The sequence below is a fragment of the Bacteroidota bacterium genome (assembly GCA_016714535.1).
Lineage (GTDB): Bacteria > Bacteroidota > Bacteroidia > AKYH767-A > OLB10 > JADKFV01.
The window spans coordinates 68,967-94,719 of sequence record JADKDR010000014.1 but is presented as its reverse complement, the minus strand read 5'-3'; the positions used below and the strand labels follow the sequence as shown (position 1 = coordinate 94,719).

At 42.2% G+C, this 25,753-nt stretch carries 15 protein-coding genes; 5 read left to right on the top strand and 10 right to left on the bottom strand.

Features of this window, described 5'->3' with window-relative positions:
- Positions 1 to 157: 157 nt before the first annotated feature.
- The gene (locus IPO27_16695; protein ID MBK8848078.1) at positions 158 to 1,585 is read left to right on the top strand and encodes a peptidylprolyl isomerase; all 1,428 of its coding nucleotides are present in this window, start codon (positions 158 to 160) and stop codon (positions 1,583 to 1,585) included.
- Positions 1,586 to 1,644: 59 nt separating this feature from the next.
- Here IPO27_16695 and IPO27_16690 read toward each other — a convergent pair whose 3' ends face one another.
- From IPO27_16690 to IPO27_16650, 9 genes are all read right to left on the bottom strand, one after another.
- The gene (locus IPO27_16690) at positions 1,645 to 3,945 is read right to left on the bottom strand and encodes a bifunctional UDP-N-acetylmuramoyl-tripeptide:D-alanyl-D-alanine ligase/alanine racemase (GenBank protein ID MBK8848077.1); all 2,301 of its coding nucleotides are present in this window, start codon (positions 3,943 to 3,945) and stop codon (positions 1,645 to 1,647) included.
- Between the two features lie 26 nt (positions 3,946 to 3,971).
- Complete coding sequence (locus IPO27_16685) at positions 3,972 to 4,115, bottom strand: hypothetical protein (protein MBK8848076.1); 144 nt, start codon at positions 4,113 to 4,115, stop codon at positions 3,972 to 3,974.
- A complete protein-coding gene (locus IPO27_16680; GenBank protein ID MBK8848075.1) occupies positions 4,112 to 4,471 on the bottom strand; it encodes an MmcQ/YjbR family DNA-binding protein in 360 nt (119 codons plus the stop codon). Before IPO27_16680 ends, IPO27_16685 begins: the two co-directional genes overlap by 4 nt.
- Complete coding sequence (locus tag IPO27_16675; GenBank protein ID MBK8848074.1) at positions 4,458 to 5,702, bottom strand: M28 family peptidase; 1,245 nt, start codon at positions 5,700 to 5,702, stop codon at positions 4,458 to 4,460. The genes IPO27_16680 and IPO27_16675 overlap by 14 nt, the downstream gene beginning before the upstream one ends.
- 66 nt (positions 5,703 to 5,768) lie before the next feature.
- The gene (locus IPO27_16670) at positions 5,769 to 8,012 is read right to left on the bottom strand and encodes a T9SS type A sorting domain-containing protein (protein ID MBK8848073.1); all 2,244 of its coding nucleotides are present in this window, start codon (positions 8,010 to 8,012) and stop codon (positions 5,769 to 5,771) included.
- Between the two features lie 133 nt (positions 8,013 to 8,145).
- Positions 8,146 to 8,427, bottom strand: coding sequence for a SprB repeat-containing protein (locus IPO27_16665; protein ID MBK8848072.1), 282 nt, complete (start codon positions 8,425 to 8,427; stop codon positions 8,146 to 8,148).
- A 252-nt stretch (positions 8,428 to 8,679) separates the two neighbouring features.
- Entirely contained in the window at positions 8,680 to 20,184 is an 11,505-nt protein-coding gene (locus IPO27_16660) for a SprB repeat-containing protein (GenBank protein ID MBK8848071.1), read from the bottom strand.
- A gap of 85 nt (positions 20,185 to 20,269) precedes the next feature.
- Entirely contained in the window at positions 20,270 to 20,473 is a 204-nt protein-coding gene (locus IPO27_16655; protein MBK8848070.1) for a hypothetical protein, read from the bottom strand.
- Positions 20,474 to 20,562: 89 nt separating this feature from the next.
- Positions 20,563 to 21,189, bottom strand: a complete 627-nt coding sequence (locus tag IPO27_16650) for a hypothetical protein (protein ID MBK8848069.1) — start codon at positions 21,187 to 21,189, stop codon at positions 20,563 to 20,565.
- 35 nt (positions 21,190 to 21,224) lie between these two features.
- On the opposite strand from IPO27_16650, the gene IPO27_16645 reads away from it, so the two are divergent.
- The 4 genes from IPO27_16645 (at position 21,225) to IPO27_16630 (ending at position 22,025) form a co-directional block, all read left to right on the top strand.
- Positions 21,225 to 21,365 carry a hypothetical protein gene (locus IPO27_16645; GenBank protein MBK8848068.1) on the top strand — a complete coding sequence of 47 codons (141 nt, stop codon included), beginning with the start codon at positions 21,225 to 21,227 and terminating at the stop codon, positions 21,363 to 21,365.
- A gap of 90 nt (positions 21,366 to 21,455) precedes the next feature.
- Positions 21,456 to 21,644: a hypothetical protein gene (locus IPO27_16640; GenBank protein ID MBK8848067.1), complete on the top strand. Its 189-nt coding sequence runs from the start codon at positions 21,456 to 21,458 to the stop codon at positions 21,642 to 21,644.
- A gap of 6 nt (positions 21,645 to 21,650) precedes the next feature.
- Positions 21,651 to 21,863, top strand: coding sequence for a hypothetical protein (locus IPO27_16635; protein ID MBK8848066.1), 213 nt, complete (start codon positions 21,651 to 21,653; stop codon positions 21,861 to 21,863).
- A 21-nt stretch (positions 21,864 to 21,884) separates the two neighbouring features.
- A complete protein-coding gene (locus IPO27_16630; protein ID MBK8848065.1) occupies positions 21,885 to 22,025 on the top strand; it encodes a hypothetical protein in 141 nt (46 codons plus the stop codon).
- A gap of 152 nt (positions 22,026 to 22,177) precedes the next feature.
- On the opposite strand, the gene IPO27_16625 is transcribed toward IPO27_16630, so the two are convergent.
- Complete coding sequence (locus tag IPO27_16625) at positions 22,178 to 25,723, bottom strand: hypothetical protein (GenBank protein MBK8848064.1); 3,546 nt, start codon at positions 25,721 to 25,723, stop codon at positions 22,178 to 22,180.
- Between the last annotated feature and the right edge of the window lie 30 nt (positions 25,724 to 25,753).

Here is a 25,753-nt window from a genome sequence, read left to right as displayed (position 1 = left end):
TGACATCTACGTATTTAGGCTTTCATTATTACAACCATACAAGTAGCATACTGCGATAAACTAACAATTTTTTTATTCGCTTCTGTTTTCATAAAAACCATTTTGTGTGAATCAGCTTTTATAAAATTATTTACCTTTGAATAAAATAATTAATCTGATGAAAAAAATCATTACGTCCTTAGTCTTATTGCTTGCTGCAGTTATATGCTATAGTCAGGGCTTTGATAAGCCGCGCTATATAATCGAAACACACCGGGCTGGCACTTATTTAGGAACCTTTGAAATAGAATTATTCCCGCTGATAGCGCCATTGGCAACTAATTATTATGACAGCCTTGTTAATGTTCAGTTTTATGACAGCACTGCTTTTCATAGAGTGGTTCCGGGGTTTGTAATACAAGGTGGCGATCCTAATTCTATTAACGGGCCTATAAGCACGTGGGGGCAAGGGAATCCTAATCAGCCAAATGTAAATGCAGAGTTTAGTGTGGTTCGACATCTTCGCGGCCGCCTTGGGGCGGCACGCGATGTAGATACCAATAGTGCCAATTCGCAATTTTATATTTGTGTTGCTCCGGCATTGTTTTTAGATGGTGACTATACCGTATATGGTCAGGTAACTTCGGGCATGGAAGTGGTTGATACCATTGTTAATTCTCCACGCGATCAGAATGATGTGCCCTTGCAAAAAATTGAAATGTTCGTAACCAAGAATGGAGTGAATGATAGTATTCCCGATGCACCATTGTTGCTAAGTCCAGCCAACAATGCAGTCGATGTTTATGATGGACAAATGTTTGTATGGTCGCATATCGACCAGGCAGTTATGTACTCACTTGAATTTAGTACCGATTCGCTATTTACTAATTTAGTATATGGAATTAACTCGGCAATCGATTCTATCGCCTCCAAAAATTTTTTAGGAAGTACGAAGTACTATTGGCGTGTTAAATCTAACAACGGTGGTCATTATAATACTTCGGCTGTGTATTCATTTACCAGCGCCATGCCCGGGCCACAATTAGTTGCCCCACCCGATACCAGTACAAATAATGTCCTCAATCCTATTATGGTGTGGGACTCGTTGCCTGGTGCGGTGTCATACACGTTGCAAGTAGCTAAACTTCCAGTATTTGCAGGGCCTTCATTTGTATACAATCAGAGCGGGCTCATTGCTCCATCGCAGCAGGTCACTGGCTTGCTAATCAATAAAAAATATTATTGGCGTGTACGCGGATTTAATGGAAGCAACGATGGCAACTGGTCAAAGGTTTTTACCTTTAATACCGGAACTAATACGAGTATAGTTAACAACATAGGCTATGGCCAGACACTGAACATAGATAAGCTATTCCCAAACCCGGCTGAAGAAAACCTAAATATATTATTGTCTTGTACCCGCAATGCACTTATCACGGTAGATATTGTGGACCTAACCGGAAAAACTGTATTTACCAAAGTAGAAAATATTATTTTAGGGAAGTTCAGCTTATCCATTGATACCAAATTGTTTAGCAAAGGAATTTATATACTGCATGTGCATGATGACATAGATGAGTCATCAGAATTATTTGAAGTCAAGTAGTCGTTATATTTATCTGGAAAGGTGCTTTGGCTAATGTCAGGCAACAATTACAAACACATTTATTCATACAAATACACACGCTTAACGCGTTGCGATATGCCTGTAAGCACTTCGTAAGGTATAGTTCGCATGGCTTTAGCCATGCCATGAATTGAATGAGTCCTTCCAAAAATGATAACTTCATCGCCTTCGTTACAAGTAACATTAGTAACGTCAATCATACACATATCCATGCAAATGTTGCCTATCGTAGAACAAGGCACATTGTTAACCAATACAGTATATGCTCCATTGCCGCATTCACGGCTAAGGCCATCAGCATATCCAACTGCTATTACTGCAATACGAATATCGGATGTGGCAACTGTCTTACAACCATAACCAACAACCTCTCCTTTATTAACCTTTTTGATTTGCGAGATACGCGTTTTAAAAGTTGATACAGGCAATAGATTAGCGGTTTCTTCAGCAGTATTAGCAGCACCATGTAATCCTATTCCCAAGCGCACCATATCATACTGCGCATGTGTAAATCGAATAGCAGCACTTGAATTACAAATATGCCGAAGCGGTTGATAACCCAATGCATCCGAAATCTGGCTCGACATTTTCACAAACTTATCCATTTGCATAAGTGTAAAGTTATCATACTCTACCTGCTCGCTCGCTGCAAGGTGCGACATTACACTTATAACTTTTAACTTTGGATTGCTTGCCAAAAGCACTATTGCCTTTTCAATCTCATCTGGCAACAAACCAAGTCGATGCATACCGGTGTCAAACTTAAGATGAATGCCATACGTTTTATTATCCTGGCGCATACGTACAAAGTCGCTATACAATTGTATCATTCTTATTGAATATAACTCAGGCTCCAGGTTATAGTCAGCTAAGGTTCGAAAACTTTGTACTTCGCTATTCATTACCATTAACGGTAAGGTTATACCACGGTTTCGCAATTCAACTCCTTCATCTGTATAGGCCACAGCCAGGTAATCGGCTTTATGGAAGGCCAGGATATTGGCTATTTCGAAACTACCTCCACCATATGCAAATGCCTTTACCATACACATAGTCTTTACTTCCGGATTCAGTTTCGCTTTATAAAAATTAAAATTGTAGACCAACGCAGTAAGGTTAACTTCTAACACTGTATCATGGTTTTTTTCCTGAAGTAAATAGCTTATGCGCTCAAACTCAAAAACACGTGCTCCTTTAATTAAAATTATTTCATTATTAAAATCATTAGTATTTACAGTGCTTAGAAAACTCTCTGTGTTATCATAGCACTCCGATTTTATACCATTCTCATTAGCTGCTCTACTAAGCTCGCTGCCAATAAATATTTTTCTGTCAATTTTATTTTCTTTAAGCAGGCTGAAAATTTCTCCATAGAGGTTGTCCTTGTGCTTAGCCGATTCCATCATATCGCTAAGTATAATGCATGATCGTGTGCCATGCTGATGCTGCTTCATATAATTAAGAGCTATTCGCAGCGAGTTAATGTCGCTGTTGTATGAATCATTTATGACAATACAATTGTTTACTCCACTAAGCATTTGCAAACGCATTTCAATGGGGTGCAATTGCTTCATTAGTTCTGCAATCAGATCAAAGTCAAGTTTCAGCAATAACAAAGTAGCCCAGCATAATATGCAATTGCTAATAGATGCATCGTCAATAAATGGAATTGCAATTTGCACCGGCAAGGTATGATACATAGCACTGATGATAGTTTGCGTGCTATCCTTTCTTATCGAAATATGCTGGAGTATGCCCATCTTGCCAGCGCTACACCCAAACAGTTTTACCGTTTTATTTTCTTTACACAATGCATCAAGAATCTCATCCACATCCTTGTCACCGTGATGGTATACTATCCATTCACAATTCCTGAACAAATTCAGCTTCTCGGATATCTTTTGCAACCGATTGGCAAAACCTTCATCATGCGCATTGCCAATGCCTGTTAGAATTCCTATTTGTGGTTGAATTATTTTTTCGAGGTGTTCCATCTCACCGGGTTGCGAAATCCCGGCTTCAAACAACGCAAGGTTATGTACTTCGCTAATTAAACTTACAGATAAGGGAACTCCAATCTGTGAATTAAAACTTTTAGGGCTGCGAACTACATTAAAATTTTTATATAACAACTGATATAACCATTCCTTGGTCATTGTTTTTCCGTTGCTACCCGTTATTCCAATTGTCTTTATATCAAAAGCTTTGCGATGGGCTATTGCAAAGCGTTGCAGCGCTTTGCCCGTATCTTCAACTACAATATAATTGGCCCAGGTATCCAGGTAATTTCGGTTGCTAATTACAATTGTTCTTACACCCGACTTCTGTAAATCCTTCATATACTTATGTCCATCATTTCGTGCGGTTATAATCGCAAAAAAAGTGTTTCAAGGTTATTATCTGCTGAGCGTGAATCAATCGATAAATGCGTTATAGATATTTCTTCAGTAGAATTGATAATCAATTCTCCTTGCATCATAGTAGCCACTTGTTGAATCGTATACTTCATAACAGTTGTTCTAGTTCCCTTTGTGTTTTAAGAGGTAATGAACTTACAACTAAGCTATAAGAGTCATCTATCCATTGCAAAATCAATTTATCTGGAATGCCACTATTAAGGTCAATGGTATTCCAATGCTTTTTACTCATGTGGTAGCCTGGCTGCACCCCTTCGTATTTTTCGCGTAGCTCAATTGCATACTCCGGTTCGCACTTTATATTAATGCTACTCGGTTCACTAATACTTGTAAGGCAAAACATCTTGCCCAAAACCTTAAATACCAAGGTATCCTGATCGAAAGGAAATTCCTCAGTTACTCCACGTTTTTTAATGCAATGGATGCGAATATTTTCAATATGTAGCATGTGTTACTTCAGAAATAAAATCAATTAATAATCTCCTGATGTCTTCAAATTCGGTGAGAGGCAGTGTTGCTGCAACATCGTCTACGTCATGATATGCTTTGATTCCGCCCAAGGTATAAATAAAGAATGAAGGAACACCGCTTTCGCTAAACCAATAATGATCGCTATTGGCAGCCTTTCCTCGTTTTTTTATGGCTGACAATAATTTTTTCTGCTCATTATTTTTTTCCAACAAATCAAATGCTTTGGGATACTCGGTAGCATTAACAACCATAATACCTTCGTCACCGGTACCCATCAAATCAAGATTGATTAAGAATTTTATCTGCTTTAAAGGAAAAACCGGATTCAGTGTATAAAAACGCGAACCTAATAACCCCGCTTCCTCGCCTGCAAATGCAATGAAAACAATGCTGTATTCCGGCTTATGTAGAATGTAATAATCAATTAATGAAAGCAACATACTCACTCCGCTCGCATTATCATTTGCACCGGGAAAGATTGCTTTTTTACCCATCATTCCAAGATGATCGTAATGCGCAGTAATTACAATAAACGAATCCTTACTTTGGCTGCCTTCAATATATCCTATTACATTATTTGACTTGTGTTTTTCGATGAGGCAAGTTTGTAACTCAATGGTGATTTTTTTTCCCTTGATGAATTTATTCTTCAAAATATAAATGACAGGTTTACGTATTTGCTTCGTTGCAACACTCCAAGTCAGTTTATCGTTAAGAATAACTAATCCCCCGCATGAAAAATCTGAGGCATTAATAAGTTCATTGATATATTTCTTTACAGAATCATTTTGCGATGTAATATCGATGCATATAATCTTTGATGAAACTTCTGTTCTCAACTGATCGAGTGATACAAATGGTTCAAGCGCATATGTTTCTTTTATAGAAGTGCTAGCATGGTGAAAAATATAATCTACGCCCGGAACTAAAGGGTGCTTATCAATTGATATGGCCGTCTTACCCGGAAAAGTATTTACCGGAAATTCAAAAGGTTGGAAGTAGTCATTACCAAAAGCCTTTACATTATTCTTCCTAAAATAATTAGCAATATAATTTGCTGCCTTCTGATCTCCGTGTTTTACATATCCTCTTCCACTATACTTTTTCGAAGTTAATTGAATAATGTGTTTACGGGCATTATCAACTTCTTCTTGTCCATAGGAGATGAAGCATAACAGTAAATAAACAGTCAATAAATAACAGCGCATGTGGCAATATTAAAAAAAAACCGCAAGCAATGCTTACGGTTTAATAAATCGTTCAATTAATTAATATTACCGTTTAACAATCTTCACATTCCTGATTATTCCATCTACGTTAACCTTTACATTATACATTCCGGCTGAAAATGCCTCAATAGAATACGTAAAGGTGTTGGTTCCTTCATTAGATTGCTGCCTGTCAGTATATACAAGTCGTCCGGCCATATCATACAACATAATTGAATATTCGCCTTCACTTAATCCAACATAACTAATATTTAGAACATCATTCGTTGGATTAGGATAAGCATTAAACATAAGTTCAGTATCATTTGCAGCCCAGGTAACCGATTTGCTGCATGTATTAGGCGGACACGTAACTGCTGTATTAACCTTGGTTCCAAGATTCCATGATGAATTAACATAAGCAATATATGTTCTTAAGATATTATTTGAATACACCGAACCACAACCAGTGAGCGCATTTATACCCTCTTGATATAATTGCCATACTGTTAATCCTGCAACCGGACCAGTATCAACCACCATATCTTTAAAATTAACAGTACTTGGAGCAAAATTAGGATTCATTAAATCAAAGAAAATATTTAGTGCTAAGGTAGTTGTCTGTGCCGCCAATCCATTGTTCAATTGTGCCAACGATGGGTTTACTAAATTGGCCGTTAAAGCATTTGTATTTAACTGCCCTTGCATAACCGTCTTGACTGCAGCAGCCGAAGTCATTGTTAGGCTAAATGCTCCCTGACAACTTCCTTTCAAAACTAGTCCATTAGGGAAAACTGTATTAAAGTTAGCATCTAGATACTTAACCAAGGTATCCTGTCCATTTTGACCCTTGTACCAGGAGATTGCATGCCCTGTATAGAAAGTACTACATATATATATTGGCTGCGTTATCTCTAAAGTAGCTGTTTTTGTGCATCCTTTAGCATCAGTAACCGTAACCGTATATATACCAGCAACTAAACTACTCTGATTGGCATTCGTATTTCCATTACTCCAGCTAAATGAATACGGTGCTGTGCCACCGGTTACGGTAGTTGTTATAGCACCATCATTATTATTACAAGAACTAACATTCTTTCCGGCCAAGATAACGCTGATTGCCTGAGGTTGTGTAACTTGTTTAGAACAAGTTGTTGTACATCCGCCAGCATCTGTTACTGTTGCGGTATAAATTCCTGCTGCAAGATTACTTATAGTCTTAGTGGTCTTACCGTTGCTCCACAAGTACGAATACGAGGCCACTCCTCCGGTTTGATTTACAGTAAGAGACCCATTACTCGCTCCATTGCAAGTTACATTTGAATTTGTAATAATGCTGCAAGCCAACGTAGAAGAGGAACTAGAAATAACTACTGTGCAAGTCGAGGAACAACCATTGCCATCTGTAACAGTAACGGTATATGTTCCTGCACAAAGGCCGCTCACGCTAGAAGTGGTTTTTACAGGAACCGTATTCCAACTGTAAGTATATGTACCTGTTCCACCATTTGCCGTAACCGTAGCCATACCATTGCATTGGCCACAGGTTGCATTTGTTCTTATTGTAGAGCAAGTAACCAAGTTTGGCTTGATAATAACCGTTGAACATGTTGTGGTGCAACCTTGCGAAGAGGTAACCGTAACCGTAAAGGTTCCAGCATCAAGGCCTGTTATTGTTTTAGTAGTTTTGCCATTGCTCCACAAATAAGTGTATCCACTTCCACCCGTTGGATTTACTGTTGCTGTTCCATTAATGGTAAAGTAACAACTCAAATCCGTTTTGCTCACAGAACAAGATATTGAATTGGTTCCTGCCACAACAACCAAACAAGATGTAGTACATCCATTAGCATCAGTAACTGTAACAGTATACGTTCCAGAACAAACATTACTAACATTCGCTGTTGTTGCACTATTGCTCCAAAGATAGGTCTTAGAACCTGTGCCTCCTGATGCAACTACAGACATAGTGCCATTGCATTGGCTGCATCCTGCAGCTGTAGAAGATGTGCTGCAAGTTAACGAAGCTGGCTGGGTAATAACTGCCGTGCATGTTGTGCTGCAACCATTGCTTGCTGTTACCGTTACCGTATAGGTACCAGCTATAAGGCCGGTAGCTGTTTGGTTGGTTTGAGCATTACTCCATAGATAAGTATATCCTGAACCTCCGGTTGCATTTACGGTTGCAGTGCCATTGTTTCCACCATTACAACTTACATTCGTTTTGGTGGTGGTGCATGTAATTGATGATGTTGCTGTTATCACGATGCTGCAAGTTGATGTACATCCGTTGGCATCAGTTACGGGCAATTAGGCCCCACATAAACTTGAAATTGTTGCCGTGGTTGATCCATTGCTCCATACAAGTCTTGGTGCCGGTACCGCCTGTTGCACTTACGCGCTGCCGTTGCATGCTCCACAAGTGGCATTGCTGCCGCTTATGCTACAACTTAATACGGTAGGTTGTGTAATACTGCCGTGCATGTTGTGTGCAACCATTGCTTGCTGTTACCGTTACCGTATAGGTACCAGCTATGAGGCCGGTAGCTGTTTGGTTGGTTTGTGCATTACTCCATAGATAAGTATATCCTGAACCTCCGGTTGAATTTACGGTTGCAGTGCCATTGTTTCCACCATTACAACTTACATTCGTTCTTGTAGTGGTGCATGTAATTGATGATGTTGCTGTTATCACATGCTGCAAGTTGATGACATCCGTTGGCATCGGTTACGGCAATATATGACCTGCACAAAACTGAATGTGCCGTGGCGATCCGCCCAGCTGCCACCGCCGGCACCGCTGCGACTGCCAGGGCAGCTTCCGCAAAAAGTGGTAATACGCGGCGGGGCAACCTGTACGACAGGTACCAGCTATGGCTGAGCGTGTAGCATTACCCAGATAGACTAACCCTTGCATCGGTGCAGTGCCTGTTTCCACCATACAACTACATGTTTGGTGTGTGCAATGTGATGGCTGTTATCCGATGCGCAAGTTGATGTACATCCGTTGGCATCGGTCACGGTAGCAATATAGGTACCGCAAAAACTTGAAATTGTTGCCGTGGTTGATCCATGCTCCATACAAAGTCTTGGTGCCGGTACCGCCTGTTGCACTTACTGTGGCGCTGCCGTTGCATGCTCCACAAGTGGCATTGCTGCCGCTTATGCTACAACTTAATGCGGTAGGCTGTGTGATTACTGCCGTGCATGTTGTGGTGCAACCATTGCTTGCTGTTACCGTTACCGTATAGGTACCAGCTATGAGGCCGGTAGCTGTTTGGTTGGTTTGTGCATTACTCCATAGATAAGTATATCCTGAACCTCCGGTTGCATTTACGGTTGCAGTGCCATTGTTTCCACCATTACAACTTACATTCGTTTTGGTGGTGGTGCATGTAATTGATGATGTTGCTGTTATCACGATGCTGCAAGTTGATGTACATCCGTTGGCATCGGTCACGGTAGCAATATATGTACCTGCACATAAACTTGAAATTGTTGCCGTGGTCGATCCATTGCTCCATACAAAAGTCTTGGTGCCGGTACCGCCTGTTGCACTTACTGTGGCGCTGCCGTTGCATGCTCCACAAGTGGCATTGCTGCCGCTTATGCTACAACTTAATGCGGTAGGCTGGGTGATTACTGCCGTGCATGTTGTGGTGCAACCATTGCTTGCTGTTACCGTTACCGTATAGGTACCAGCTATGAGGCCGGTAGCTGTTTGGTTGGTTTGTGCATTACTCCATAGATAAGTATATCCTGAACCTCCGGTTGCATTTACGGTTGCAGTGCCATTGTTTCCACCATTACAACTTACATTCGTTTTGGTGGTGGTGCATGCAATTGATGATGTGGCTGTTATCACGATGCTGCAAGTAGATGTACATCCCCTAATATCGGTTACGGTGGCAATATAAGTACCTGCACATAAACTTGAAATTGTTGCCGTGGTCGATCCATTGCTCCATACAAAAGTCTTGGTGCCGGTACCGCCTGTTGCACTTACTGTGGCGCTGCCGTTACATGCTCCACAAGTGGCATTGCTGCCGCTTATACTACAACTTAATACGGTAGGTTGTGTAATAACTGCCGTGCATGTTGTGCTGCAACCATTGCTTGCTGTTACCGTTACCGTATAGGTACCAGCTATAAGGCTGGTAGCCGTTTGGTTGGTTTGAGCATTACTCCATAGATAAGTATATCCTGAACCTCCGGTTGCATTTACGGTTGCAGTGCCATTGTTTCCACCATTACAACTTACATTCGTCTTGGCGGTGGTGCATGAAATACCCGTGCCTCCCGAAACTGTTCCTGAACATGAAGTTGTGCAACCTCTGCTATCGGTAATTACAACTGTATAGGTGGCCGCACATACATTGTTTAAACTGCTAGTTGTTGCACCATTGTTCCATTGATAGGTATATGGAGCAACTCCTCCGTTAACAGTTGCCGAAACAGTTCCTGTGCAATTGGAACCACAACTTGTAGCGGTGACAAAAACATTACATGTAAGTAAGTTTGGATTGTTTAAAACAACTGAACATGTCGATGTACAATTTCCTGCAGAAATTGTAACCGTATAAGTGCCAGCGGCTAAGTTTGCTATTGACTGCGATGAAGCTCCAGTGCTCCATAAGTAAGTATAATTAATGCCTCCGCTGCCATTTGCTGTTGCGGTGCCATTGCTTCCATTATGGCATGTGATTGGGGTGCTGATTATTGAGCAACCTATTGTACCTGCACCACTCACTACAGTTATGCAACTTGAAGTACATCCATTTGCGTCTGTTACAGTTACAGTATACGTTCCTGCACATAGGTTGGATATAGATGCAGTTGTTGCACTGTTGCTCCATAAGAATGAATATGGAGCCACACCATCTGCACCGGAGGCCACAGCCGTGCCTATGCATTGGCCACATGGCGATGAGGTAGAAGTGGCCTGACAAGAAAGTGGCAATGGAGAGAAGATGTTTACAGAACATGTGGTAGTGCATCCCGCTCCAGAAGTTACGGTTACTTCATATGTTCCAGTTACTAATCCGGTGGCAGTTTGGCTTGTTTGCCCATTGCTCCACAAATAAGTATATGCTGAGCCGCCTGTTGCATTTACTGTAGCGGTTCCATTATTTCCTCCAAAACAAGATACGTTCGTCTTACTAATTGTACAAGTTATGCCATTGCTTGAATTTACTACAGCACTGCATGTCCTTGTGCAACCATTTGCATCAGTAATAGTTATAGTGTATGTGCCGGCACAAACAGCAGTTAGGTCTTTAGTTGTAGCTCCATTACTCCATATATATGTATATGGCGCTTTTCCTCCACTTGCACTAACTATAACTGCACCATTACAAAGTCCGCAACTAGCGTCCGTTGGTGTTATAGTGCAACTAAGTGCCTGAGGTTGTGTAATATTTACAGTACAGGTTGTAGTACAACCTGAAGAAGATGTAACCGTAGCAGTATATACTCCAGCGCTTAATCCTGTAGCAGTCTTGGTTGTTTGTCCATTACTCCATAAATACGTATAACCACTTCCGCCAGTTGGATTAACGGTAGCTGTACCATTATTACCTCCATTACACTTTACATTTGTTTTGGTAATAATGCAAGAAATGTTGTTTGATGTGCCAACATTAATATTGCAAATAGTTGTACAGCCGTTCGAATCGGTAACAGTTACTGTATACGAACCTGCACACAAAGAAGCGGTTGAAGATGTAGTAGCACCATTATTCCATAAGTATGTATAACCGGGAGTTCCGCCATTGGCAACTACTGAAGCTGTTCCATTACATTGTCCGCATGAGGAAGTTGTAGAGGTTATATTGCACATTAACTGTGCAGGTTGTGTTACTAATACAGAACAAGTTGTTGAACATCCAATTCCAGCAGACACAGTTACAGTATATGTACCTGCAGCTAAACCAGTTGCGGTAACTGTGGTTTGTCCGTTACTCCATAAATATACATAGCTTCCGGCACCAACGGCTGCGACAGTTGCCGTACCATTGGTTCCACCATTACACAGCACATTAGTAGCACTTGCATTGCATGAAATGCTTCCTACAGAATTGATGGTAACGCTACATGCGGTAGAGCATCCATTTGCATCGGTTACTAATGCTGAATAGCTTCCGCTACATAAGCCTGTTGCAATGGATGTGGTAATTCCATTGCTCCATTGATACGTATAAGGAGGGGTGCCCCCAGTAACATTTAGTATTCCACTGCCATTACATTGCCCACAACTTGCATCTGAAGGAGTTATATCGCAAAGAAGTGGACCTGGCTTGGTTAATACAATTGAGCAAGTAGTCGAACAATTTCCTCCTGATGTTACTGTTACAGTATATGTTCCTGCCGTTAATCCGGTCACCAGCTGCGTAGTAGCACCGGTAGTCCATAAGTAGGTATACGTTCCATTGCCTCCAACCGCTGAAACCGATGCAAAACCATTGCTTCCACCATTACATTGAATATTACTTCCACTTACTGTACAACTTAAATTGTTATTCGTAACAATTACTGCCTGACATGTTTTAGTACAATTAAACTGGTCTGAAACGGTTACAATGTACGTTCCAGCGCAAAGATTTTTAATGGTCTTGGTAGTTTTTCCATTGCTCCATAAATATTTGAAAATGAGCCCTCCGCCAGAAGCAAGTACTGTAGCTTGTCCGTTGCATCCTCCGCAAGTTGAAGGAATAGTTGTAACGAAACAATCAACAGGACCATGATTCTTAAGATCATAATAACAAGAAGTAGTACATCCATTCGCGTCTGTTATAGTAACTGTATAAGTGCCTCCTAATATGTTATTAAGATTTTTGGTAGTGGTTCCTGTGTTCCACAAGTAAGTGTATGGTGAAGTTCCTCCAATTGCCACTGCTTGCAACTTTCCTGTTGGTAATCCACATTTTACAAATTGTAATTTTGCAATAGAACATGTGAGCAAAGGTGAGCCACCAACCGTAACACTACATGTACTTGAACATCCATTTGCATCAGTTACTATCACTTGATATATTCCAGCACAAAGGCCGGTTGCAATAGCGGTAGTTTGTGTTGGAATTGTATTCCAGTTATATGAATAGCTTCCGGTTCCTCCTGTAGCAACAACTGCAGCGGTTGCATCGCATGCACCATTGCAGCTTGCTTTAGTTGAGGAGGTAGTACATTCTACTGGTAATGGCTCGGTAATAGTAACACTTGCCGAGCCGGTACATCCATTATTGTCATCAACAAAAACGGTATAGGTTCCAGCCTCAATTCCAATTGCAAAAGCAGTAGTTTGAGCCGGATTTGTATTCCATAAATAGGTATACGTTCCACTTCCGCCAGTTACATTGGCTACTGCCATTCCGGTAGATGCCCCATAACATAATATATCTGTAGGAGTGATGGTAATTTGCAAGCTTGCTGTACTTCCTATTGTTACGCTAGTCGAAACAGTACAACCATTAGCATCAGTAACTGTTACGGTATATGTTCCTGCTATTAATCCACCTATTGCACTTCCATTTTGTCCATTTGACCATATAAATGTATAACCAGGAGTTCCACCACTTGCAACAGCTATTGCACTGCCATTCGAATTTCCACAAGTTGAATTGCCCGAATTGGTAATCACGCTTAAAATTGTCGGTTCTGTAATTACTGCTATTGCTGAGGCTTCGCAACCATTAGCATCCGTTGCAGCAACTGTATAGGTGCCAGGTGCTAATCCCGATATGGTTTGTGTAGTTTGGCCATTGCTCCATAAATAAGTATATGGAGATGAGCCTCCGGAAGCCTGCGCAGTTGCTGTGCCATTAGTTAATCCATTACATGTTACCGGATTTACTCCTGTAGACACGCTTAATCCAGCAGGATTTGACAATATTGTCTGACAGGTAGTGCTACATCCATTTGCATCGGTAACAGCAACAGTGTATGCTCCAGCTCCGAGACCCGAAATACTACTTGTTGTAGCTCCTGTATTCCATAAATATGTGTATGATCCAGTGCCACCAGTAACAATAACAGTAGCAGATCCAGAATTTGCATTATTACAACCTGGATTAACCGGAGTTATTCCACAAATTAAAGCCGGTGGTTGTGTTATTATAACCGAAGCCGTTGAAGTACATCCATTGCTATCTGTAACTGTTACAAAATAGGTGCCTGCAGGTAACGCTGAAGCGGTAGCGGTAGTTTGAACAGGCGAGGTGGTCCATTGATATGTATAAGGTGTAACTCCTCCTGATGCAGTTACTGTTGCACTACCAGTTGCGCTTCCATTGCAAGCTGCATTCGCTGAGGAAACTGAAGAAGTTAAAAGTGTTGGCTGGGTAAATGTTACTGAAGCCGTTCCAGAACAACCTTTATTATCTGTAACAGTAACCGTATAGGTTCCTGCTGCAAAATTTAAAACTGCTTGAGTAGTTGCTCCATTTGACCACAAGAACTGGAAAGGTGAATTACCACCAGATACCGTAGCAACAGCACTTCCACTAGTGCCTCCGTTACAATAAACATCGTTTAATTTGATAATATCTACATTTAATGGTGGAGGTTGTGAAATTGTTACGCTCGCAGTGCTTTCACATCCTGTGGCGTCAGTTACTGTAACCATAGCAATTCCAGCACATAAACTGCTGGCGGTTTTGGTTGTTTGTCCGTTACTCCATAAGTAAGTATAAGGAGCAACTCCGCCAGCAACACTTACAACGGTTGCTGTTCCTGTGCAGGTTCCATTACAATTCGTGTTCGACTTATTAATAATAAGTATTAAAGAAGAGGAAGCATTAATACCGGTATTACAACTGGTTGTACAACCATTTTGATCGGTTACGGTTACTGTATAATTACCTGAAGGCAAATTACTAATAGTCGAGGTAGTTTCACCATTTGACCACAAATAGGTATAGCCGCCTGTTCCACCCGAAACATTTACAGTAGCGGAGCCATTATCCTGCCCACATGTAGTATTAGTGCCTAAGGCAACGCATGTCAATGGCGAACCTTGGCCAAGTGTAACGGTGCACGAAGTAGTGCATCCATTAGCATCCGTCACAATTACGATATAATTTCCCGATGACAGACCTGTTGCTATTGCTGTTGTTTGAACCGGAGATGTACTCCATATATAAGTATATCCGGGTGTGCCTCCGCTTGCAACAACTTCAGCTTCGCCATCATTGCCACCAAAACAAGAAATATTATTGGTTACCCCGGCATTACACTCTAACAGTACCGGCTCATTAATTTGTATGGTACATGTAGATGAACATCCATTGGCATCAGTAACTGTAACTGAATAGGTACCGGCTGACAGCCCTGTGGCTGTTGCAGCATTCTGAACAGGAACTGTACTCCAAGTAAATAATAATGTTCCACTTCCCCCAGAAGCACTTACAGTAGCTGTTCCATCTGAGCCTCCATTACAAGAAACGTCTGTTCCTACTATTTGGCATACAATTGGTGTAACTGTAATAATTGTTGTTGAACAAGAAGTAGAGCAGTTATTAACATCTGTTACAGTAACGCTGTATGTTCCGGCTGACAACGCGGTTATTGCGTTGGTTGTATTACCATTACTCCACAAATAGGTATATGGACCAACTCCTCCACTCACATTTACAGTAGCAGAACCATTATTCCCTCCATTACAATCAATTGGGAATCCTGTGACTGTGCATGATAATAATCCTGGTTCAACAATAACAATGAGGCATGAAGTAGTACATCCAGTATTGTCTGTAACTGTAACCGTGTATGTTCCAGCCGACAAACCACTTACTGATGATGTAGTGGAAGCACTGGAAGTATTCCACACATAAGTATAAGGGGAAGACCCACCATTTACAGTAACAGTAGCAGTTCCATCTGCCAATCCATTACAAGATACATTTGTGCCGAATACCCCGCAACTTAATGCATTGGATGATGGTATTGTAACAGAGCATGAAGTAGTACATCCCTTATTATCAGTTACAATAACAAAGTACACTCCGGAGCCTAGCCCGGATGCAATAGCGTTTGTCTGTATTGGCGATGTTGACCATAAATATGTATAAGGGGCTGTGCCTCCTGTTGCTACTACCTGCGCTTTGCCATTATTATTGTTACAACCTGCATTAGTTATTACATTTACATTACATGTTAAAATAGCTGGTTGCGTAATGGTTACAAAACATTGTTTGGCACATCCATTAGCATCTGTAATCGTTACAGTATATGTCCCAGCAGGAATGCCAGGATTGCTTGCTATGGTTTTGCCATTTGACCATAAATAAGCATAAGGAGGAGTTCCTCCTGATGCGGTTACGGTTGCAGACCCAGTAGATGCTCCCCCGCACTTAACATTTGTTTTGGTCATGCTGCAATTAAGTACGTTGGGTTGGCCAACAAAAATGTTCGCTGTAAGATTACATCCATTTGCATCTGTAATAGTTAATGTATAAGCACCAGCATTAAGGCCATTAACATCCTGTGTGGTTGCACCGGTTGACCAAAGATAAGAATATGGTGCTACCCCTCCGGTTACAGTAACATCAACGGAACCATTATTGCCTCCATTACATGATGGCTTAGTAACAATATATAATGTTGCCAATGCTGGGGGCTGAATTATTGTTACACTGCATGAAGAAGAACAGCCGTTATTGTCACTTATAGTAACCGTATAAACTCCTGAAGCAAGATTTAAGATAGTCTTAGTAGTACTGCCATTACTCCACAAATAGGAATATGGTGAAGTACCTCCGCTTGGCACCGCCTGGGCTGTACCATTGTTACTTCCAAAGCATGATATATTGGTATGGTTAATACTACAACCAACTACAGCTGTAGGCTGAGTTATGGTCACCATTGATGTGGCTGTACATCCGTTTACATCTGTAACAGTAGCAATATATGTTCCTGAACTAAGGCCGGTAGCAATACTAGTTGTCTGCCCTGGCACAGTATTCCAGCTATAGGTATATGGTGGTGTTCCACCAATTCCACTAACACAAGCCGAACCATTATTATTTCCATTACATGAAACATTTTGAACGCACCCGATTATGGCAAATAATTGGGTAGGTTGTGAAACAGTTGCAACCCCAACTTTAATACATCCATTTGCATCGGTTATGGTAACAGTATAGTTGCCGCCAACCAATCCGCCTATAGCCTGTGTTGACTGGCCATTTGACCATACATAACTGTAAGGCGGGGTTCCACCGATTGGCTGAGCCATTATAGACCCATTATTACCACCAAAACACGTTACATTTTGTACAGAAGCATTGCAAATACATGAAAGTGCAACTGGTTGAGTTATTGACACTGAACTTGATCCAGTGCATCCATTAAGATCTGTAACGGTTAATGTGTAGATGCCAGCCTGCAAATTACTTAGATTAGCATTTGTACTACTATTTGACCATAAATAAGTATAGGGAGAGATACCACCTGATACATTAGAAATAATAGATCCGTTTCCAGCACCATTACATGAAATATTAAACGCCTGTAAGGTTACTGATAAGCCACTTATCTGTAAAACAGTATAAGAGCATGAAGTAGTGCAATTTTTATCATCAGTGATTGTAACAGTATATATTCCTGGTGCTAAATTTAAATTTGAACTACTTGTTGCACCATTAGACCATAAGAAGGAGTATGGCGCTGATCCGCCTGAAGGATTTAAAACAATACTGCCGTTGTTTGAATTCAAACAAGTTGCTGGAATCATTACCCCATTGCATAATATAGGCAATGGATCGTTTACGGTATATGTTAAAGAAGTAGAACATCCCGATGCATCAAAAATAAACACGGAATAAGTTCCACCATTTACATTAATCAAGCTCGCAGTAGTTTGAGCGGGGGCTGAATTCCATAGGTAAGTAAAAGGCCCGCTACCACCCAATAAACTAGTCTGCAAAACTTTTCCATCCTTTGCACCAGGACAACTAACATCAACAACAGTATATGTTGCAACAATTTCATCCGGTTGATTTAAAGTAATGGATGAACTCACTGTACATCCGTTAAAATCTGTAACAGTAACGGTATATGTTCCGGCTAAAAGATTTGTGGCAATTTGAGTTGTTTGGCCGTTACTCCATAGATATGTATAAGGCCCAACTCCTCCAACAGGGTCAACGGTAGCATCCCCATCATCATCTCCAAAGCAAGAAATATCCGTACCAATCATTGAAACAAAAATCAGATCAGGTTCTGTTATAGTGACTACAATATATTTATTGCATCCAAGCGAATCGGTAACAGTTGCGGTATATATACCGGGACTCAACCCAGATATTGAACTTGTCGTTTGTACCGGAACAGTATTCCAGGTTACTGAATATGGACTTCCAGAGGTGAATGGAACACCTCCAAGAATTGATAAGCTGATTGATCCATCGTTACCACCGCTGCAAGTTATCTGATCTACTGTTGGAATAGCCACTAATAAATTAGGCTCTGCAACGAACACTGAAAGCGTTGTGTCGCAACCTAAAGAGTCTGTAATTGTAATTGTCCAAGTTCCTGCAGATAACCCCGTAGCAAGAGCAGTAGTTTGTATAGGATTAGTATTCCATTGATATATATATCCGTAACTGAAAGGTGTTGCACCTTGAACATCTACATAGGCGGTTCCATCGGAAGCACCAAAACAAGAAACCGAAGTACAACAGTTTTGCAACCCAATCAAATAGCTTGGACTTTCAAAGACATCATAAGCACTTATAAACTCACAATTGTTATTGTCAGTAATGGTAACCGTATAAAGTGATGCAACCAGATTTGATAAATCTTCGGTGGTCATGCCATTACTCCATAAAAATGTATAAGGCGGAGTGCCTCCACCCGGAGTGATATTAATAGATCCGGTGGCATCGTTATAACATTCAATATTTATAACATCACTGATTAATATCTCAAGTGGATTGGGTTCATAAATATCAACCACAATAGTGCTTGCACATCCGTTTGATGAATCATACACCCCAACGGTATATGTCCCGGCAAATAGTCCGTTAAATGATCCTGACGCTTGATAATTAAGCCCATCGATTGTATAAGAATAAGGCCCCACGTTGCTTCCATTGGTAAGGCCCTCTACCTCAAAAGCGCCATCAGGATTACCAAAGCAAATAACACTATCAGTGTTGATTAAACTAATTGTAACATTATCATAATTTGCAAATATTTCAGCACTGCATGTTTGTGTGCAGCCTGAAGCAATATCAGTTACAGTAACCGTGTAGACCCCTGCGCTCAATCCTGAAACCCCTGAAGTGGTTTCACCATTACTCCAGAAATAAGTAGCCGCATTTGAATTATCAGTTACTTGTACCGTTCCGTTCGGGGCATTACAATTTACTTCATCAGTTGCCGAGCATGTAGCTGTGAGGTTAAATATATTATCTGCAATTACTGAAACACAAGAACCAATGCAACCATTTGTAGTATCTGTTACTGTAACCGTATATGATCCTGCAAGCAATCCGGAAAGTTGATTGGTAGTTGCGCCATTACTCCATAAATATGTAACGCTTATTGAACTTGAGCTCACTTGAGCAGTCCCATTGGGGTTTCCACAAGCTGAATTATTTGTTGAACTGCAATTTACAATCGGTGCGCCTGAAACAGAACCTACTGTGGCTTCGCACGATGCGGTGCATCCGTTGGCCTGGTCAGTAACCGTAACGGTATATGTACCAGCAGATAAATTCGAAATGGAATTGTTTGTGTCTCCATTATTCCATAAATAGGTAGGATTAACTGCTGAGGTAGTAACTGAAGCGGTGCCATTTGGTGTTGTACATGAATTATTGTCTGTCGCTGAACAATTAGCCGTAGGAACTGGAAGAGGTGTATTTAATATTTCAACGCTGCAAGAAGCAGAACAACTGCTATTCAAATCGGTTACTGTCACTGTATAAATGCCTGGCGCTAAACCAACAGCAATCGAAGTTGCTTGGCCATCGCTCCATAAATATGCAGGATTGCCTGCATTGGTAGCAACCGAACATTGCCCGTTAAAAACTATACATTGATTATTATTCTGAATTAATTGACAAGTTGCACTTGGAGTTGAATTTGCAGCACCTACTACTGCCTCACAGGTTGATGTACATCCGGTTGTGTTATCTGTTACTGTTACTGTATAAGTTCCGGCTGATAAACCGCTGATACTTGATGTAGTCTCTCCACCACTCCATTGATAGCTTACGCCCGAAGCAGTAGCTGCGGCCGTTCCATTGCCGGCTCCACTGCAATTGGTATTATCGGTTGCGCTGCAGGTTACTAGTGGGTTGCTTGTATTACTTGCAACATTGCTTGTGCATGTTGCGGTGCATCCTGTGCTCAGGTCAGTTACTGTTACCGTATATACTCCGGCACTTAAGCCGCTGATGCTTGCACTGGTTTCTCCATTGCTCCATAAGTAACTTACATTGGTTGCGGTAGCAGTCGCAGTTCCATTTGGGTTGTGCAACTTGTATTATCGGTTGATGAACAACTTACGGTTGGGCTTGACTTGTGTCCACAACTGCTCGCAGGTTGATGTGCATCCGGTTGTGCTATCTGTTACTGTTACTGTATAAGTCCGGCTGATAAACCGCTGATACTTGATTGGTTTCTCCATTGCTCCATTGATAACTTACGGGCGGTAGCTGTGGCGTTCCATTGCCGGCTCCACTGCAATTGGTATTATCGGTTGCTGAACAGGTTACTGGTTGGGCTTGATGCTTACTTGCAACATTGCCTGCAGCGTTGCGGTGCATCCTGTGTTCAGTCTGTTACTGTTACTGTATAAGTTCCGGCTGATAAACCGCTGATGCTTGCATGGTTTCTCCATTGCTCCATTGGTAACTTACATTGGTGCAGTGGCGGATGCAGTTCCATTAGCGTTGGTGCAACTTGTATTATCGGTCGATGAACAACTTACCGCTGGATTACTTGTGTTGTCACTTACGGTGGAAGCGCAGGTAGCAGTGCAACCTGTGCTCAGGTCAGTTACTGTTACCGTGTATGCTCCGGCACTTAAGCCGCTGATGCTTGCATTGGTTTCTCCATTGCTCCATAAGTAACTTACATTGGTTGCGGTGGCAGTGGCGGTTCCATTTGGCGTTGTACAATTTGTATTATCCGTTGATGAACAACTTACGGTTGGGCTTGATGCACTTGATCCTACAACTGCCTCACAGGTTGATGTACATCCGGTTGTGTTATCTGTTACTGTTACTGTATAAGTTCCGGCTGATAAACCGCTGATACTTGATGTAGTCTCTCCACCGCTCCATTGATAGCTTACGCCCGAAGCAGTAGCTGCGGCCGTTCCATTGCCGGCTCCACTGCAATTGGTATTATCGGTTGCGCTGCAGGTTACTAGTGGGTTGCTTGTATTACTTGCAACATTGCTTGTGCATGTTGCGGTGCATCCTGTGCTCAGGTCGGTTACTGTTACCGTATATACTCCGGCACTTATTGGTTTCTCCATTGCTCCATAAGTAACTTACATTGGTTGCGGTGGCAGTGGCGGTTCCATTTGGCGTTGTACAATTCGTATTATCCGTTGATGAACAACTTACGGTTGGGCTTGATGCACTTGATCCTACAACTGCCTCACAGGTTGATGTACATCCGGTTGTGTTATCTGTTACTGTTACTGTATAAGTTCCGGCTGATAAACCGCTGATACTTGATGTAGTCTCTCCACCGCTCCATTGATAGCTTACGCCCGAAGCAGTAGCTGCGGCCGTTCCATTGCCGGCTCCACTGCAATTGGTATTATCGGTTGCGCTGCAGGTTACTAGTGGGTTGCTTGTATTAATTGCAACATTGTTTGTGCATGTTGCGGTGCATCCTGTGCTCAGGTCGGTTACTGTTACCGTATATACTCCGGCACTTAAGCCGCTGATGCTTGCACTGGTTTCTCCATTGCTCCATAAGTAACTTACATTGGTTGCAGTGGCGGATGCAGTGCCGTTAGCGTTGGTGCAACTACTATTATCAGTCGATGAACAACTTACCGCTGGATTACTTGTGTTGTCACTTACGGTGGAAGCGCAGGTAGCAGTGCATCCTGTGCTCAGGTCAGTTACTGTTACCGTATATACTCCGGCACTTAAGCCGCTGATGCTTGCACTGGTTTCTCCATTGCTCCATAAGTAACTTACATTGGTTGCGGTGGCAGTGGCGGTTCCATTTGGGGCAGTACAATTTGTATTATCGGTTGATGAACAACTTACGGTTGGGCTTGATGCACTTGATCCTACAACTGCCTCACAGGTTGATGTACATCCGGTTGTGTTATCTGTTACTGTTACTGTATAAGTTCCGGCTGATAAACCGCTGATACTTGATGTAGTCTCTCCACCGCTCCATTGATAGCTTACGCCCGAAGCAGTAGCTGCGGCCGTTCCATTGCCGGCTCCACTGCAATTGGTATTATGGTTGCGCTGCAGGTTACTAGTGGGTTGCTTGTATTACTTGCAACATTGCTTGTGCATGTTGCGGTGCATCCTGTGCTCGGTGTACCCGTTAGTTACCGTATATACTCCGGCACTTAAGCCGCTGATGCTTGCACTGGTTTCTCCATTGCTCCATAAGTAACTTACATTGGTTGCGGTGGCAGTGGTTCCTGGTGGGCAGCAATTTGTATTATCGGTTGATGAACAACTTACGGTTGGGCTTGATGCACTTGATCCTACAACTGCCTCACAGGTTGATGTACATCCGGTTGTGTTATCTGTTACTGTTACTGTATAAGTTCCGGCTGATAAACCGCTGATACTTGATGTAGTCTCTCCACCGCTCCATTGATAGCTTACGCCCGAAGCAGTAGCTGCGGCCGTTCCATTGCCGGCTCCACTGCAATTGGTATTATTGGTTGCGCTGCAGGTTACTAGTGGGTTGCTTGTATTACTTGCAACATTGCTTGTGCATGTTGCGGTGCATCCTGTGCTCAGGTCGGTTACTGTTACCGTATATACTCCGGCACTTAAGCCGCTGATGCTTGCACTGGTTTCTCCATTGCTCCATAAGTAACTTACATTGGTTGCGGTGGCAGTGGCGGTTCCATTTGGCGTTGTACAATTCGTATTATCCGTTGATGAACAACTTACGGTTGGGCTTGATGCACTTGATCCTACAACTGCCTCACAGGTTGATGTACATCCGGTTGTGTTATCTGTTACTGTTACTGTATAAGTTCCGGCTGATAAACCGCTGATACTTGATGTAGTCTCTCCACCGCTCCATTGATAGCTTACGCCCGAAGCAGTAGCTGCGGCCGTTCCATTGCCGGCTCCACTGCAATTGGTATTATCGGTTGCGCTGCAGGTTACTAGTGGGTTGCTTGTATTAATTGCAACATTGCTTGTGCATGTTGCAGTGCATCCTGTGCTCAGGTCGGTTACTGTTACCGTATATACTCCGGCACTTAAGCCGCTGATGCTTGCACTGGTTTCTCCATTGCTCCATAAGTAACTTACATTGGTTGCGGTGGCGGATGCAGTGCCGTTAGCGTTGGTGCAACTACTATTATCAGTCGATGAACAACTTACCGCTGGATTACTTGTGTTGTCACTTACGGTGGAAGCGCAGGTAGCAGTGCAACCTGTGCTCAGGTCAGTTACTGTTACCGTATATACTCCGGCACTTAAGCCGCTGATGTTTGCACTGGTTTCTCCATTGCTCCATAAGTAACTTACATTGGTTGCGGTGGCGGTCGCAGTTCCATTCGGTGCGGTACAATTTGTATTATCGGTTGATGAACAACTTACGGTTGGGCTTGATGCACTTGATCCTACAACTGCCTCACAGGTTGATGTACATCCGGTTGTGTTATCTGTTACTGTTACTGTATAAGTTCCGGCTGATAAACCGCTGATACTTGATGTAGTCTCTCCACCGCTCCATTGATAGCTTACGCCCGAAGCAGTAGCTGCGGCCGTTCCATTGCCGGCTCCACTGCAATTGGTATTATCGGTTGCGCTGCAGGTTACTAGTGGGTTGCTTGTATTACTTGCAACATTGCTTGTGCATGTTGCGGTGCATCCTGTGCTCAGGTCGGTTACTGTTACCGTATATACTCCGGCACTTAAGCCGCTGATGCTTGCACTGGTTTCTCCATTGCTCCATAAGTAACTTACATTGGTTGCGGTGGCGGATGCAGTGCCGTTAGCGTTGATGCAACTACTATTATCAGTCGATGAACAACTTACCGCTGGATTACTTGTGTTGTCACTTACGGTGGAAGCGCAGGTAGCAGTACATCCTGTGCTCAGGTCGGTTACTGTTACCGTGTATACTCCGGCACTTAAGCCGCTGATGCTTGCACTGGTTTCTCCATTGCTCCATAAGTAACTTACATTGGTTGCGGTGGCAGTGGCGGTTCCATTTGGCGTTGTACAATTCGTATTATCCGTTGATGAACAACTTACGGTTGGGCTTGATGCACTTGATCCTACAACTGCCTCACAGGTTGATGTACATCCGGTTGTGTTATCTGTTACTGTTACTGTATAAGTTCCGGCTGATAAATTAGCGACAGTTGAGGTAATTGCACCAGTGTTCCAAAAATAGGAAACTCCTGAAGCATTGGCTGAAGCTGTTCCATTACTATTTACACAATTTGTGTTTGGGGTAGCCGAACAAGTAACAGTTGGGGTGCTTGTTGCATTTGCAACCACCGAAGAGCAAGTGTTTGTGCATCCAGAAATGCCGTCTGTAATAGTAACAGTATATGTTCCACCTGCCAAACCAGTTACTGTTGAAGTTGAGGCTCCGTTACTCCAGAGGTAAGTAGGATTAGTCATGTCGGTTGAAACTAAGGCTGATCCATTAAAGGGAGCTACACAACGGCTATTGCTAGTTGACATGCAACTGTTATTGAAAATACAACCAAAATAAACCGTAAAAATCTGATTACATTCAGAAAAATTATTGCAAATATCCGTAGCTCTATAAGTTCTTTGAACAATATACTGACATCCATTGGTATTAATTGGATTGGCATCGCCCACGTGTGTTTTTACAACTGGTCCGTTAAGGTCGGAAGCTGTAACAAGACTGGTGTCTGGAGCCGGAAGTGCATTAACTGCATCAGCCTGAGTTGCAAAACATCCTGAGATAGTAGCATTGGAAGGGCATGAAATAGTTGGTCCTGTATTATCAGGAGGACATTGAGCTGCAGCTGTAATTGTAGTAACCGGGCTAATAATCGAATTATCAGCATCACAAACACAACGTGCATGATACGATTGGCCTGCAGCGTAGGTAGGCGTTGTGGTAACACCTCCAGTTGTGGTGCTAGCAGAAGTAAACCAGCGCAAGGTTGAACCTGAAGGACACCCTGCATTAGAAATATTAATGGTTCCTGTTCTTATTGGGGCACAGCCTAAGCCACATGAGTTATTAGTAATTGTAACATTGGGTGCAATTGTAAGTGTTGGACAAGAAACTGTAGCGCCAAAAAATATTTGTGAACCAACATTAACAGCCGGGTCATCACAACCAGCATCAGTCCAACTGCCAGTTGTTCCATCGCCCGTAGTTTTAACCATAAGTTGCGAGTTTCCGGGTGTTATTGGCAAAGTAATGTTAAAGCAAAATTGTCGGCCACAAGGACCAGCAGGGTCATCCCCACAAGGGTCATCCCCAAAGTTATTGCATGGGTCGCCATCCGCATCCTCATCAAAGTACCATCCCTTTGGTCTGCCATTGCAACCAGAAGCGTCCCAAATCCAAACTGAGCCTGGCACTGGCGTGCCGGGATTAACTATTGAGCCAGCTGGAACACCAATTAGATAAACTCCATGCAACCAATTCGTATTAGCTTCGAAAACCGAATCTACTGTAATGCATACAGAAATCACACTTCCGGCAGTATAAGGATTTATGGAAGTTCCACTTCCTGATCCGGAAATGAGCGTTACAGTCTTAGCGCCAAGAATTGCGCACTGTGATTGTATCTTTCCAGCTGAAATTATTCCTGAAAAAATTAATAAGAGTAAAAATTTTCTAACCATAATCTTCTTTTTTAAAAGGATTCGTTGTTT